General features: G+C 63.2%; 15 protein-coding genes. 13 read left to right on the top strand and 2 right to left on the bottom strand.

Annotated features, from left to right (window positions below):
• Window positions 1-51 precede the first annotated feature (51 nt).
• Together OKW35_RS13415 and OKW35_RS13410 are read left to right on the top strand one after the other, a co-directional pair.
• On the top strand, window positions 52-879 hold the full coding sequence (locus OKW35_RS13415) for an ABC transporter permease (RefSeq protein ID WP_090810989.1): 828 nt from the start codon (window positions 52-54) through the stop codon (window positions 877-879).
• A 232-nt stretch (window positions 880-1,111) separates the two neighbouring features.
• Window positions 1,112-1,561 carry an SET domain-containing protein gene (locus OKW35_RS13410; protein ID WP_090811862.1) on the top strand — a complete coding sequence of 150 codons (450 nt, stop codon included), beginning with the start codon at window positions 1,112-1,114 and terminating at the stop codon, window positions 1,559-1,561.
• A 158-nt stretch (window positions 1,562-1,719) separates the two neighbouring features.
• On the opposite strand, the gene OKW35_RS13405 is transcribed toward OKW35_RS13410, so the two are convergent.
• A complete protein-coding gene (locus OKW35_RS13405; protein WP_429552270.1) occupies window positions 1,720-2,496 on the bottom strand; it encodes a maleate cis-trans isomerase family protein in 777 nt (258 codons plus the stop codon).
• A 310-nt stretch (window positions 2,497-2,806) separates the two neighbouring features.
• Between OKW35_RS13405 and OKW35_RS13400 the strand changes: the two genes are divergently transcribed.
• The 11 genes from OKW35_RS13400 to OKW35_RS13350 all read left to right on the top strand — a co-directional run bounded on the left by OKW35_RS13400 (window position 2,807) and on the right by OKW35_RS13350 (window position 13,483).
• Entirely contained in the window at window positions 2,807-4,009 is a 1,203-nt protein-coding gene (locus tag OKW35_RS13400) for a branched-chain amino acid ABC transporter substrate-binding protein (protein ID WP_090810985.1), read from the top strand.
• A 25-nt stretch (window positions 4,010-4,034) separates the two neighbouring features.
• Window positions 4,035-4,934 (top strand): branched-chain amino acid ABC transporter permease, encoded by a 900-nt coding sequence (locus OKW35_RS13395; RefSeq protein WP_018422469.1) that lies wholly within the window; start codon window positions 4,035-4,037, stop codon window positions 4,932-4,934.
• Window positions 4,935-4,937: 3 nt separating this feature from the next.
• The gene (locus OKW35_RS13390) at window positions 4,938-6,746 is read left to right on the top strand and encodes an ABC transporter permease subunit (RefSeq protein WP_184068507.1); all 1,809 of its coding nucleotides are present in this window, start codon (window positions 4,938-4,940) and stop codon (window positions 6,744-6,746) included.
• Window positions 6,734-7,465 (top strand): ABC transporter ATP-binding protein, encoded by a 732-nt coding sequence (locus tag OKW35_RS13385; protein WP_090810981.1) that lies wholly within the window; start codon window positions 6,734-6,736, stop codon window positions 7,463-7,465. The genes OKW35_RS13390 and OKW35_RS13385 overlap by 13 nt, the downstream gene beginning before the upstream one ends.
• Before the next feature lie 58 nt (window positions 7,466-7,523).
• Window positions 7,524-7,652 (top strand): hypothetical protein, encoded by a 129-nt coding sequence (locus OKW35_RS13380; protein ID WP_260321461.1) that lies wholly within the window; start codon window positions 7,524-7,526, stop codon window positions 7,650-7,652.
• Window positions 7,646-8,491 (top strand): urea carboxylase-associated family protein, encoded by an 846-nt coding sequence (locus OKW35_RS13375; protein ID WP_429332706.1) that lies wholly within the window; start codon window positions 7,646-7,648, stop codon window positions 8,489-8,491. The genes OKW35_RS13380 and OKW35_RS13375 overlap by 7 nt, the downstream gene beginning before the upstream one ends.
• 107 nt (window positions 8,492-8,598) lie before the next feature.
• Window positions 8,599-9,843, top strand: coding sequence for a D-amino acid dehydrogenase (locus OKW35_RS13370; RefSeq protein ID WP_429552269.1), 1,245 nt, complete (start codon window positions 8,599-8,601; stop codon window positions 9,841-9,843).
• A gap of 484 nt (window positions 9,844-10,327) precedes the next feature.
• A complete protein-coding gene (locus OKW35_RS13365; RefSeq protein WP_429552268.1) occupies window positions 10,328-10,630 on the top strand; it encodes a hypothetical protein in 303 nt (100 codons plus the stop codon).
• Window positions 10,555-11,859 (top strand): glycosyltransferase family 39 protein, encoded by a 1,305-nt coding sequence (locus OKW35_RS13360; protein WP_429552267.1) that lies wholly within the window; start codon window positions 10,555-10,557, stop codon window positions 11,857-11,859. Before OKW35_RS13365 ends, OKW35_RS13360 begins: the two co-directional genes overlap by 76 nt.
• Window positions 11,860-12,042: 183 nt before the next feature.
• Window positions 12,043-12,399: an STAS/SEC14 domain-containing protein gene (locus OKW35_RS13355; protein WP_184024102.1), complete on the top strand. Its 357-nt coding sequence runs from the start codon at window positions 12,043-12,045 to the stop codon at window positions 12,397-12,399.
• 181 nt (window positions 12,400-12,580) lie between these two features.
• Window positions 12,581-13,483 carry an NAD-dependent epimerase/dehydratase family protein gene (locus OKW35_RS13350; RefSeq protein ID WP_429354362.1) on the top strand — a complete coding sequence of 301 codons (903 nt, stop codon included), beginning with the start codon at window positions 12,581-12,583 and terminating at the stop codon, window positions 13,481-13,483.
• 292 nt (window positions 13,484-13,775) lie between these two features.
• Here OKW35_RS13350 and flgM read toward each other — a convergent pair whose 3' ends face one another.
• On the bottom strand, window positions 13,776-14,087 hold the full coding sequence (flgM, locus tag OKW35_RS13345) for a flagellar biosynthesis anti-sigma factor FlgM (protein WP_429552266.1): 312 nt from the start codon (window positions 14,085-14,087) through the stop codon (window positions 13,776-13,778).
• Window positions 14,088-14,449: the final 362 nt, after the last annotated feature.

The following is a 14,449-nucleotide window of genomic DNA, read 5'->3' as shown; positions in this document are numbered from 1 at the left end:
ACGCTAATGGGTTGTCGCTCCTTCGTATGGTTGATCAACAGGCAGACTCAGATGAAAGACGGACGAACCCGGCTACTCTCGGAACGCATCGCGGGCGCGGGACTACGCGTGCATTGCGCGCTCATTTTCTTTTTCCTCGTCGCGCCGATCCTCGCGATCGTGCCGCTGTCGTTCAACTCCGGCTCATTCTTCTCGTACCCGATGCAGGGCTTCTCGCTGCGCTGGTACGCGCAGGCGCTGAGTTCGCCGGACTGGCAACGCGCGTTGGCGAACAGCATCGGCATCGGCGCGGCGTCGACGCTGATCGCAACGGTGCTCGGCACACTCGCCGCGCTCGGCTTGAGCCGCACGCAGTTTCCTTACCGCTCGATCATCATGCCGATCATCGTGTCGCCGATGATCGTGCCTATCGTTGTCGTCGCGGCAGGGTTTTATCTGGTCTTTTCGCCGCTCGGCCTGGTCAATTCGTATCTCGGCGTCGTGCTTGCGCATGCCGCGCTCGGTACGCCCTTCGTGGTGATCACCGTGACGGCTTCGCTGCTGTCGTTCGATCAAAGCCTGCTTCGCGCTGCGTCGGGGCTGGGCGCGCAGCCGTGGGTCGCGTTTCGTCGCGTCACGCTCCCGCTGATCACGCCCGCCGTCGCAACGGGCAGTGTGTTCGCATTCGCGACGTCGTTCGACGAAGTGATCGTCATTCTGTTCATTGGCGGCCCCGAGCAGCGCACCGTGCCGCGGCAGATGTGGAGTGGCATCCGTGACCAGATCGACCCGTCGATCCTTGCCGTGGCCACATTGCTGATGGCGTTCGCCATCGCCTTGTTCGCCTGCATGAACTGGTTGCGCAAGCGCGCAGCGGCGGCCAGCCGCTCGTTTGGCTGAGCCGACTGTTGTGCCAGCGTGATGCGTGGACATGCGACTTGACGACCTCCCTGTAACCGTCGACCGTTGCCAGCCTCGTTGCGGCAAAGCCGGAACCCTTGGCGCGGTCCGTCCTTGGCTGTTAGTTGCGCTTTTAAAAAGAAAAATATTGAGCGCCTGACTGTGTGGCGATATGCTTCGCATCGCCGCTCAACCACATGCAACGACCGAGGGTCGCGAAGGAAACGACAACATGCGATTGCGACGCATCACCGCACGACGCTCACCAGTGCATGGCATGGGACTGTTTGCCCTGCAGCCGATCGCCCCGGGCGAACGGGTGATCGAGTACAAGGGGGAAGTGACCAGCTGGCGGCGCGCCGCCGCCCGTCAGCGAGCCGACGCGGGCCACACGTTCGTGTTTGGGCTGTCCAGCGGACGAGTGATCGACGGCAGCCGCGGCGGCAACAGCGCCCGCTTTCTGAACCATGCGTGCGCCCCCAACTGCGAGGCCATCGAGACGGGCGACCGGGTGTTCATTCATGCGCTCGCCACGATCGCACCCGGGGAGGAGCTTTTCATCAATTACGGTCTGTCAGTGGACGGCGCGGTCACCGACGACATTCGCGCCCAGTACGCGTGTCATTGCGGCGCGCCGGCATGTCGTCGAACCATGCTGGGAAATGACGGACAGTCGTCGTAGTCCTGCCGCCGCGCAGACGCTTCGATGAGCGATTCCTGCGGCGGTTCATCCGACGCGCCTGCCGCGTCCGTGGTGCGCGTCGATGTCTGGAACATGGCCTCGGCGTCGATCGCCGCATGGTCGCCCCGTCGCGCTGCGTCGCGTTTCAAGGTACAACGTCACAGCGCAAACAGCCGCCCAAGCTGAGGCTCGCAATCTCCCACGCCGGCGAGCCGCAACGCGTGCCACGCCATCGCGTAGTTGCTCGATATCACCGGCTTGCCGATCGCCGCCTCTAGCTCCGGAATCAACCCGGCGATGCGCAAGCTCGTGCACGATACGAAAATCGCCTCCACGTCACGATTGCGCGCAAGTCGCTCAACACCAGTTCGCAATGACGCCGCATCGATCCGCGCCACTTCGTTATCGTTCGCATGCTCGAACGACGCCACGCGCGTAATGCCGTGACCGCGCGACTCGATATAGTCGCGCATGTATTCGTTGATCGAACGCACATAGGGAGTAAGCAGGGCCGTACGTTGGACGCCAAGTGCGCGAAGCGCCGCCAGCGCCGCGGTGATCGGCGTAGTGCACGCGGCGTCCGCACGCGCTTCGCGAATCCGCGCGAACACCTGTTCCTCCCCAATCACCATCGACGCGGACGTGCAGCCAAACGCCACCACATCGATACGCTCGGCCGGACGGATCAGCGCGACCGCCGGTGCAATACGGTCCTCCATTTCCGCTAGCCGTTCGGGCGTGATGTCCGCCGAGTTATACACACGGCTTTCGTAGAACGCCACGCCGTCCTGCGTCAGCAAGCCCCGCCACTCATGCTCGATCGTATGATCGGTGGCGAGCACCACGAGCCCAATCGCGGCACGACGGCAGACGCCGTCGTCCAGCGTGAAATCGAGCTTCGTGTACACGTCGTCATGCGGTGCAATCGCACTCATTTCGGAGTCGTCCTGTCATGTCGCGTTCGGGCTCGCGAGTCTCTGTCGTCACTGCCTCTTAAAGGTAGGGGATTGCCGGCGCCTTTGTGTAATGGTTTATACGCAAATACCCTATACCGTCCAACGCACACCGGCTTCTATCATGAAAGAAGCGCTTTAGTGTCAGCGCTCCGGTGAAACCAGCAGTCACGCCGTTGACCTGGTGGGTATGAATCACACGCAATTGCCCCATTTCCGTCCGCTTTCCGATGTCACCGGTATACCCGTGTGGCGGATCGTCCGATCCCTCTCACAATAAGGAGTCTCTAACATGTTTGCTCAGACGATTGGCTGGTCCGGTGCAAAGCGGGGCTCGCGGCAAACGGCCTTTGCGGGCATGGCGGCCGCCGTGGCCCTGCTTGTCGGCATGGCTCCCGGTTCGGCGCTAAGCCAGGGCGCCACCATCAAGATCGGCGTGCCCGTTCCGCTGTCGGGCAGCAGTGCCAATGCCGGCACGGATATTGTCAATGGCGCGAAGCTCGCCGCCGCCAGAATCAACGCGGCCGGCGGCGTGCTCGGCAAGCAGATCGAGCTGGTGCCCGAGGACGACGCCTGTGATGCGCAGACCGCGGTGCAGGCGGCGCAGAAACTCGTCGATGCGGGCGTTGTCGCGGTAGCGGGCGGATATTGCTCAAGCGCGGCGCTGCCGGAATCGACAACTTTTCATCGCGCCGGGATTCCCTACGTGCTGGATGCGTCGACGAATCCGCAACTGACCGAGATGGGGTACGACAACGTGTTCCGCACGATCGGCCGTGACGACCAGCAGGGCCCATTCGCGGCAAGCTTCATGAAAGACGTTCTGCACGCGAAGCGCGTGGCGGTGATCGACGACAACACGACCTATTCCAAAGGCCTCGCCCAGAACACCGTGCAAGCCCTGAAGAAGGACGGTGTCGATGTCGTGTACGCCAATTCGATCACCCCCGGACAGATGGACTATTCACCGACGCTCACGCGGGTCTCCTCACTGAAGCCTGACGTGATCTACTACACAGGCTATTTCTCCGAAGCCGGCCTGCTGGTCAAGGAGGCGCGGCAACTGGGTCTGAAAATGACCTTCATGGGCGGCGACGCCACCAATGACCCCACCCTGATGAAGACGGCCGGTCCCGCCGCCGACGGCATGATCATCACGACGGCACCGCTCGCGCAGTTCCTGAGCGGCGCGCACGCGTACGTCGACGACTATATGAAGGCTTACGGGCAAGCGCCGGGACCGTACTCGGTCTATGAATACGACGCTGTCGGAGTCACGGCCAAAGCCATCGCGGACGCAAAATCGGCCCAGCCTGCCGCGATCACCGCGGCTCTGCACAAGATCTCGAACTACCCGGGCGCGACCGGAACGATCTCCTTCAATGCGAAGGGGGACCGCAGTAAAGCGGTGTACATCACCATCATCGTGCACAACGACAAGTTCGAGCCCTACCAGCGGCAGGAAGCGAACGGGCATTGGGTGGCGATGAAGTAGGCGTCATTGCGCGCGCCGCCCCGTCATGAGCGACTTCTTCCAGTTCGTCATCGAAGGGCTGACGACCGGCTCGTTCTATGCCCTCGTCGCCCTCGGCTACACGATGGTCTACGGCATCATCCGGCTGATCAACTTCGCTCATGGCGATCTGTTCATGGTCGGCGCGTTCATCGGCTGGACCGGTCTGATGGTTCTTGCGTCCGCGCATCTGCCGCTCGCGCTGGCGCTCCTGATCGCCCTCGTCGCCGCGATGACGGTCACCGGCGCGCTGGGCCTCCTGATCGAGCGGCTCGCGTATCAGCCGTTGCTGCGCGCGCCACGGCTGTCGATTCTGATCACGGCGCTAGGCGTCTCGCTGGCGCTGCAAAATGGGGTGCTGCTGATCTACGGCGCGGGCTTTCGCACCTATCCGCACGTGCTGAGCCAGGCCGGCTTCGAACTCCACGGCGTGCAGATCACCTTCGCGCAGATCGGCATCATCGTGACGAGCCTGGCCCTGATGCTGGCACTGTATTTCTTCGTTCACCACACTTTCCTCGGCACCGCGATGCGCGCGCTGGCAATCGATCAGGACGCCGCGCGTCTGATGGGCATCGACGTCGAACGCCTGATCCAGCTCACCTTTCTGCTCGGCTCGGTGCTGGCCGCCGTGGCGGGCGTCATGGAAGGTCTTTACTACACGCAGATCAATTTCTTCATGGGCTTCGTGCTAGGCCTGCGCGCGTTCACCGCCGCCGTGCTCGGCGGCATCGGCAACATCCCGGGCGCGATGGCGGGCGGCATCCTGATCGGCCTGCTCGAAGCCTTCGGCGCGGGCTATGTCTCTTCGCAATGGACCGACGTGTTCGTCTTCGGCGTGCTGATCGCCGTGCTCGTGATCAAGCCGACCGGGCTGTTCGGCGAACGCGTTGTCGAGAGAATGTAGTCCATGAGCGCCAGTCAGGCTTCCGCGCGTTGGGCCAAGCCTCTCGGCGGTGCGCTGCTGGCCGCCGCCGTGGCGCTGCCCGCTGTCGTCAGCAACTATGTCGTCGATGTCGGCCTGACCATCGTCACCTATTCGATCCTGGGTCTTGGGCTGAACATCGTAGTCGGTTATGCCGGGTTGCTCGATCTGGGCTACGCGGCCTTCTTCGCGATCGGCGCATACACGACGGCATTGCTGGAAACCCTGCTGCACTTCTCGTTCTGGGAGACGCTGCCGTTCAGTCTGGCGTTCGCCGGGGTATCGGGCATCGTCATCGGCTATCCCACCCTGCGCCTGCGCAGCGACTATCTGGCGATCGTCACGCTGGGGTTCGGCGAAATCACGCGTATCGTCGCCACCAACCTCGACATCACGGGCGGCCCGAACGGCATCTTCGGCATCGCGAGTCCGAGCCTGTTCGGTTTCGAGATCAGTTCGCCGCTAGCGCTCTACGAACTGGGCATGGCGTTCCTCGTGCTGGTGCTCGTGTTCGCCATCCGGCTCGGCCAGTCGCGGCTGGGCCGCGCATGGACCAGCATCCGCGAGGACGAGGCAGCTGCCGAGGCCGTCGGCGTGCCGACGCTGCGCGTCAAGCTGCTCGCCTATGTGATGGGCGCGCTGATCGGCGGGCTGGGCGGCAGCCTGTTCGCCGCCCGCTTCGGCACCATCGATCCGACCGGCTTCACCTATCTGCAGTCCGTCACGATCCTGATTGTCGTCGTGCTCGGCGGCCGGGGCAGCATTCCCGGTGTGCTCCTCGGCGCCATCATCGTCGCCGGCCTGCCGGAGATTCTGCGTTTTCTCAACCTCTGGCGCATCTTCGCTTTCGCGATCGGGCTCGTGATCCTGATGCTGTTAAGGCCACAGGGATTGTGGCCAGCGCCGTTGCGCCGCGTCGCGCCGGCGCGCAAGGGCGCTGACGCCGATCGCGTCGCTGTGCCCGATCACGCCGTCACCGATGAGGTTCTGCTGGAGGTGCGCGACATGCAGCGCCGCTTCGGTGGCGTGCTGGCGGTCGGCGGTGTCAGCTTCATGGTGCGAAGCGGCGAGATCGTGAGCCTGATCGGTCCGAACGGCGCCGGCAAGACCACCGTGTTCAACTGCCTGACTGGCGTCATCCGCCCGACTGGCGGCCAGATCGTCTGGTGCGGGGAACGGCTTGCCGGCGGCGCGCCTCATCGCATCGTCCATCAAGGCATGGCGCGCACCTTCCAGGGCATCCGCCTGTTCGGCCACATGACGGCCTTCGAAAACGTCCTGACTGGCATGGACCATCGGCTTCGGACACCGCTCGCAGCCGAGCTTCTAGCGTTGCCGTCCGCGCGCGCCGAGGCGGCGGACCATTCCACCGAGGGCCTGCGCTGGCTTGCCTTCGTCGGTCTTGCCGGCAGGGCGGGCGAGCGCGCCGCCGATCTGCCCTACGGCGACCAACGCAGGCTGGAGATCGCCCGTGCGCTCGCCAGCAGCCCTCGCCTGCTGCTGCTCGATGAGCCGGCTGCAGGCATGAACCCGACCGAGAAACGCGCGCTGATGGAACTGATCCGGCGGATCCGGGACCATGGCGTGACGGTGCTGCTGATCGAGCACGACATGATGCTGGTGATGGGCGTGTCGGACCGGATCATCGTGATGGACCACGGCGTCATCATCGCCGAGGGCCAGCCCGCCGCGATCCAGGCGGACCCGCGGGTGATCGATGCCTATCTCGGCACAGCCGGAAAGGACGAGGCGAGCGACGATACTGCCGGGGAGAAATCGCTGTGGGACTCCTAGAAATCCGCGATCTGCGCGTGAGCTATGGGACTGTCGAGGTGCTGCACGGCATCTCGCTGGACGTCGCGGAGGGCGAGATCGTCGCGTTGCTCGGCAGCAACGGCGCGGGAAAAACGACCACGCTGCGGGCGATTTCCGGATTGATCCGGCCGCGCGCGGGCGACATTGCGATGGCTGGCCAGCGCCTGACGGGCTTGCGCGCACACCAGATCGTGGCGCTGGGTCTCGGTCATGTGCCAGAGGGGCGGCGCATTTTCGGGGCGCTGACGGTGGAGGAAAATCTGCATCTCGGCGGCTATCTGATCCGGCGCGACAGTGCGGCATTGCAACAGCGAAGGGATCAGCTCTATGCGACTTTCCCCCGGCTCGGCGAGCGACGCAGCCAGCTGGCTGGCACGCTCAGCGGCGGCGAACAGCAGATGCTGGCGATTGCCCGAGCCCTGATGCTGCGCCCGCGTATCGTGGTGCTGGACGAACCGTCGATGGGACTCGCGCCGAAGCTGGTCCGCGCGATCTTCGGCATGATCGCCGACATCTGCCGCGAAGGCACCTCGATTCTCCTCGTCGAGCAGAACGCCCGCCAGGCGCTGCGGATCGCTCATCGGGCTTACGTGCTGGAAAGCGGGCACATTGCGCTCGCGGGGTCCGCCCGCGAGCTGGCTCAGGATAGCCGGGTCCGCGCTGCCTATCTGGGCGGCAGTGCCAGCTCGGCAGAGTAACCCGCCAACTGGGCAATCGACCTTGGCTGAAACGGGTCAGACGTAAAGGAGGCAAAACATGTCAGAGATAGATAAGGAAAAAGATAAGGAAAAGGTCGTTGCAGTGCTGCGTCGCCCGAGCGATGACGACGCCGCCTCGTCGCGGCACGGCGCCGGCCTGAGTTCGACGGAGAATGCATCATGCTGAATTATCCTGCTGCCTATCAGTCCACCAAAGGCTCAGCGCTCGACGTCGACAAGACGTTCTATCAGCGCATCGCCTCACAGCACGACACCCGCACGCTGGTCGAATCGATCGTCGTGCCGATCCGCTCGGGGCAAGCGTGGACCGTGCCGGCCGGCCACGTGTTTCGCATTGTCACGATCGAAGGCCCGCAGGTTGCCGACCTGAACATGTGGAACCGGCACAACCCGCGCGAGCGCATGTGGGCATCGCGCACGCGCCAGTTGCAGCAGGCGCACGTGAGCACGTTCGACCGTCTGTGGTCGACGCTGCCATTCCTGCGTCCGATGGTGACCATCACGGATGACAGTCTCGCAGGCTACGGCGTCGACGAGCACGGCGGCCGTGTCCACGATCTGCTCGGCACGCGCTGCGACCCCTACGTCAACCGCATGCTGACCGGCGAGGATTTTCATTTTCACTGCCACTCCAACCTGACGCGCGCCATCGCCCCGTATGGATTGACTGAGTACGACGTCCACGACGTGCTCAACGTGTTCCAGTGCACCGGCCTGAATCTCGAAGACAAATACTTCATGAAGGCGTGTCCGGCAAAGAAAGGCGATTACCTCGAATTCTTCGCGGAGATCGACCTGCTGTGCGCGCTGTCGACCTGTCCGGGCGGCGATCTGTCAGTGCCGATGTGGGGACCCGACGCGCGCGATCCGCTGGAAGTGTGCCGGCCGCTTGGCGTCGAGGTCTGGCAACTCGCGCCACGGATGCTGGATGGGTGGACGCCGCCGGCTGTGGCTGCCTACAAAGGGCAGCACGGAATGGTGCTGAATCAGCCGCAATGGAAGTGAGACTGGTGCCTCCTGTCCAGCAGGAATCGATGGTGGCGCAGCACAAAAGCCGGAGCGAGACCGCGCCGCCTTGAATGCCCGCCGGCCCCCTTGTATCTGAGGACATCATGAAAGTTGTCGTGCTCGGTGGCGGGGTAGTCGGTGTGACAACCGCGTACCAGTTGCAGAAGGATGGCCATGAGGTCGTGATCGTCGAGCGGCAGCCTTTAGTCGCATCGGAAACCAGTTGGGGCAACGCGGGCATGATCGCGCCCGGGCATTCCTTTGTCTGGTCCTCGCCCAAAGCGCCGATGATTCTGCTCAAATCGCTGGTGCTGAAAGATCAGGCGTTGCGCTTCAAGTTCTCGGCGGATCCCAGGCTTTACAGCTGGTCGTGGCGTTTCCTGATGGAATGCACCTCAGAGAAGGCACGCCGCAATACCCTGCTCAAGCATCGGCTTGCCGCGTACTCGCAACGCGTGCTACAGAATGTGATCGCTGAGGACGCCATTGAATACGATCGAAATGACCGCGGAATTCTGTATTTTCATCGGACGCAGGAAGCGCAGGATCGCGGAGTCGAACACATGAAGCTGCTGGAATCCGATGGGCAAGTCATCAGGGTTCTCAGCCGCGATCAGGTCGTCGCACTCGACCCGTCGCTGGCTTCGGCAAAAGACAGGATAGCGGGTGCCATTTACTGCCCGACCGATGAGACTGGAGACCCTGCGAAGTTCACCCGCGCCCTTGCGGAAAAGATTGTCGCGCGTGGCGGTACGCTTCTGACGGACACCGCCATCGACGGCTTCGAAACCGCTGGGCAGGACGTGGTGGGCATAAGAACGAGTCGAGGCCTTGTAAAAGCCGACGCGTATGTGCTCGCCCTTGGCCCCTATAGTCCGGTTCTTGGCCGACAGATCGGCATCGATCTTCCGATCTATCCGATCAAGGGATACTCCCTCACGATTCCGATCGATGGCCGGCCCATGCCACCCTCCATTGCAGTGGTCGACGAGCACAACCTGGTCGCAATCTCGCGCTTCGGCGACCGGATCCGGGTCACCGCAACGGCGGAGTTTGCCGGCTACGACACGAGCCATAAGCCTTCTGATTTTGCGTTTATGAAGAGCGTGACACAAGAACTCTACCCGGCCGGCGCCAACTACGATCGCGCCGAAATGTGGGCCGGTCTCAGGCCGATGACGCCGACGAACCTGCCGTTTCTTGGGCGCAGGAAGTATCGCAATCTTTATCTGAATACCGGTCACGGTCATATCGGCTGGACCATGTCACACGGATCGGCTCGAATCACGGCCGACCTGATCGCGGGACGAACCCCGGCGATTCCGATGGTGGGGCTGCTTTGCGACTGATGGCGACGCGTTTTGCAGCCAAAACATGGGGCCCCAGCCGAACGATGCCGGCAAACTATTGCATCGACCGGTCGAATCCGCCGCGCATGACCCGTCGGTACACGTCGCGCTCAAAGAATTGCGACTTCGAGACGCGTTATCGCGCGTCACGCGCAGCTTTTCGCCATCAGATCCACTGGAACGCTGGCGACGGTTGCGCGGCTCGTGTCGGGGTTGCTACGATCCACGCCCAGCTCAGAGCTTCCTCAAGCGCATCTGCAATTGCGGCCGAGTTGAGCGCCGCGTCAAGAGAATCGAATCTTCGGCTTGACCACACGGGTCAATTTTCGCCGCGAACGTCCTTCATCAAGGCCTTTTTGATTTGATCGGGCGCCATGGGTTGCCGGGCAGTCTGTCAGGATCGCTCTCTCCCTACGTAAGCTCATATTACAATGCCGGGCCAAAAACGCTGCCCGGTAGGGCGGCACTCAGACCAAAAGGTTCAATGTCGACCCAGCTTTCGAATCCCACGTCGCTCGCCTCAGCCTCCGATAAACCTGCCGCCGCGCGCATCGCGTCACTCGGCTGGCTGCTCCCCTTCCACGCGCTGGTCTGGACTCTGGCCGCCTGGCTCGCGCGCGGCAATCTCGACATCCAGGGCGACATGGTCGAGACCTATGTCTGGGGCATCGAGTGGCAGGCCGGTTACGCGAAGCACCCGCCGCTTTCGTCATGGGTCGCATCGCAGCGGCCTGGTTCAGCGTGTTCCCGCACACCGATCTCGCGTATTTCGCGCTGTCGGCGGTGAACGTGCTGGTCGGCCTGGCCGGGATCGTCGCGCTCGCCGGGCGCTTCGTGCCGCGCCAGATCGCGATCATCGCCGGGCTTGCGATGGCGGTCTCGCCGCTTTACTCGAATCTCGCCATCAAATTCAATCCGAACTCGATCCTGCTGTCGGTCTGGCCGTGGACCGCCTACTTTTTCGTCCGCTACGTGCAGCCGGGCAGCCGCCTCTCGCGCAGCGGCGCGGCGCTCGGTCTCGGGGCGTGCGCGGCGCTTGCCGTGCTGGGCAAGTACTTCACGATCGTGCTGCTGCTCGGGCTGTTGCTGGCATTGCTCGCGCGTCCCGCATGGCGTGCGCGCCTCGTCAGCGTCGATTCGCTGCTCGCGGTGGCGGCGGGAGTCGCCGTGCTGGCCCCGCACGTACACTGGATGATGGTTAATCATTTCCCGACGCTCGAGTATGCCGCGCAACGCACCGGCGGCACGCTTCTCGCCGCGGTCGGGCGCTTTGGCATCTACACGCTCGCGCAGATCGGCTATCTCGCGCTCAGTTTCGTTTTCGTGCTGTTGATGGTGCGCACGCGCGGGGCTGCGCGGCTCATGGCGCTGAGCGTTGTTCGGAGCGCGTCGTACCCGGATCTCTGGTGGCTCGCGCTGGGGCCACTGTTCGCGGTGGGCCTGCTGTCCGTGATCGGCAAGACGCAGATGGCCTCGGTCTGGGGCATGGCGCAGTGGTTTGCAATGGTGCCGCTCTGGCTTGCCGTGCTCGTGCAAGCCCGCTTCGAGTTCGCGCCGCAGCGTGCCATACGCGTCATGGCGGTGTACTGGGCGCTGGTTCTCGCGGTATCGGCAGTGGTCGGCTACACAGGGGCGCGGCGCAATTCCGACGACGCGGCCGAGCCGCGCGCGGAACTCGCGGCAGCCGCGCAGGCGGTGTGGCACGAACGCACCAGCCAGCCGCTGTCGATCGTGGCGGGCTCGACGCATGAGGCCGCTTCGATGGTGTTCTATGACGGCGGCCACCCCCGCTTCTGGGATCTCGACTGGCCGGCGGCAACGCCCGGGCTCACATCCGCCGATTTCGCGCGCCAGGGCTCGCTGATTGTGTGCCGTGGCGACGACTCGGGCTGCATCGCGACGGCATCGTCGCTAAGCCATGCAGCGCCGATTGCGCTCGAGGTGAGCAAGACCGCATGGGGACGGGAGTTGCCCGCGCGTCCCTACCAACTGTTCGTGATCGTGCCGCAGTCGTGAGCCACGCGCCCATCACGCCGTACCGCGGCCGGCCGGTGGCGCCGTTGGCCTCGACTGCCTCTCAGGGGAAGATCGGCTCGTAACCTAACCGAGCGCGTGGAAAGAGGTACCATGAGTACGCCGTCGAACGCCAGGCTCATCCTTGCCTGAGCGTGTAACGTCTCTCTGGCTAGAGGTCCTGCCATGATCCTGTATCACACCGTCCCCGATTCGTCGGTCATCGAAATATCCGTCGAAGGCAAAATCACCGACCACGAACTGCGCGAAGCCATCGAGCGCATGCGCGGTGATCTTGAACTGAACGGTAAGACCCGCGTGCTCGAACGCATCGAGCATTTCAGCGGCATCGAGCCGAAGGCGCTATGGACCGACCTGACGCTCGGCGTCTCCGTCGCCCGCAAGGTCACGCGCGCCGCCGTGGTGGCCGACGCAGGCTGGATTCGCGCCTCGATGCATTTGGCCCGGTTCTTCACGAAGGCTGAAATCAAGGCGTTCCACGTCAACGAGCTGGAACAGGCGCGAGCCTGGATCAACGCCTGAACGTCGTCTCCAGCCGGCCGCATCGGGCGGAGGCCGGCCAGTTGGAGCCGCACGACTCAACATCAGAACTGTTACTGCCGAATCAAGGATACGGAGCGCAACGATCCTATGATGGAATGAGGCCGCGCGACACGCGCGGAAAAGCGCTAAAACATGTAGGAAAACAGGAGAAGAGGAGCACATGACGAAGCGAGTGATCGTGACCGGCGGCAGCGGCCTGGCCGGAAAATGGGTGGTCCAGAACCTGGTCGAGCACGGCTACGAGGTGATGAATCTTGATCGCGTGCCGATGGCGGCGCGCACGGCGCGTACGTTGATTACGGACATCACCGATGCGGGCCAGGTATTCAATGCGCTGGCATCGAGCACCGCGCCGGGAGAATTCGCCGACGACCTCGAACCAAAGCCGATCGACGCGATTGTGCATTTTGCGGCGATCCCTCGCATCATGATCACGCCCGACAACGAGGTCTACCGGATCAACGTGATGGGCACGTACAACATCCTCGACGCAGCGTCGAAGCTTGGCATCCGCAAGGTGATCGTGGCATCGAGCGAAACCACATACGGTATGGTGTTCGCGCACCGGGATCGCAGTCCAGAGTACTTCCCGCTCGACGAGGAATACCCGGTGAACCCGATGGACAGCTACGCGACGTCGAAGGTTATCAACGAAGTGACGGCGAAGGCGTTCCACGCGCGCACGGGCTCTGACATTTACTGCTTTCGTATTGGCAACGTGCTCGAACCCAACGACTACGCGAAGTTTCCGGCGTGGCTCAAGGATCCAGCACTGCGCAAGAGGATTGCGTGGAGCTATATCGACGGGCGCGATCTCGCGAGCGCGTGCCGGCTTGCCATCGAAAAGGACGGCCTCGGCTTTCAGGTCATGAATGTCGCGGCCGACGACGTGTCGTCCGACGTACCTACCGCGGAACTGCTCCGACGCTACTACCCCGGCGTGCCGCTCAAAAAGCAACTCGGCGAGTTCGAGACCCTGCTCAGCAACGAGAAGCTCAAGCGCCTTCTTGGGTGGAACCAGCAACACTACTGGCGCGACGAAGCGAAAAAGATCGCCCAGTAAGCATGGCGGGCCGGCCCCCGGCCGGCCAATCACGCCGTGCGAGTCTTCATGGACTGCCTTGCAACGACGCAGACCGGCGCAATGGCGTCGTTCCCGCAATCAGGTGGTGGGTCTCGGGAAGAATTGTCGAAGAAGCCCGCAGCGAAAATTCTCCCTGCGATGCACTGCATTGCAGGCGTGCCGCCACCCCGAACGCGGACCGACAATGAAGCCAATGGCTCGCCTTCACGGCTGTCAGCGCTGACGCCTGCGTCGCTTATCCGCCGTCGGTATTGCTACGTTCAGCCGCCGGTCAGCGAGTAGTCGTTTGCAGCAGGTCGCGCGCGGTGCTTAGCATGCCGTCGGCGATCTTTCCGGAATCGACCTTGTAGCTGCCGTCACGCAGGGCGGCCTTGATCGACTCGACCTTCGCCGTGTCGCTATCCGAATCGCTGGACGTGTGCATCGCGGACACTGATGAGAGATTAACCGTCGAATTCTGCGCGCCGGCAGCGCTGACCTGGTGCGCGGACTCGACGGCATCCTTCGCATCGCTGTTGATCGTTGCGCGTTGCGGACCGTTCTGCGAAGCCGCGAGCGGAAAATTGCTGGATTCAATCTTCATGGTGTGTGTTCCCCACTGGTTGAGTCCTTTAACGGTTCAGCGTTTGAAATCTTCACCCTGCTGTGGGAAGCGGAACCGTATCCACGTTTCGCCGCGAGCCGCTAAGCCTTGCCGGGCGGGCACTCTAGCCGCCTGCAGCAAATTGCAACAAAGTGTGAGCAATACCACACAACGGCTATAAGCTGATCGAAGCGTCGACCCGCTCCGAACCAAAGGCGCAGGTATGCTTGAGAACACGACGCCGCACCCCATTTTGCTTGCTGTGAACAAACGTACCCGCCGCCCCTTGCAGCCTCGATGGCCCTTTCCGCCAAGTCGCGATGTCGCTGGTCGCGCCTTTGGCGATCTCGTCGCGCTTCAAT

Origin of the sequence: Paraburkholderia sp. MM5477-R1 (assembly GCF_050436385.1) — a bacterium.
In the GTDB taxonomy this organism is placed as follows: domain Bacteria; phylum Pseudomonadota; class Gammaproteobacteria; order Burkholderiales; family Burkholderiaceae; genus Paraburkholderia; species Paraburkholderia tuberum.
This window is presented reverse-complemented; position numbering and strand designations above follow the sequence as displayed.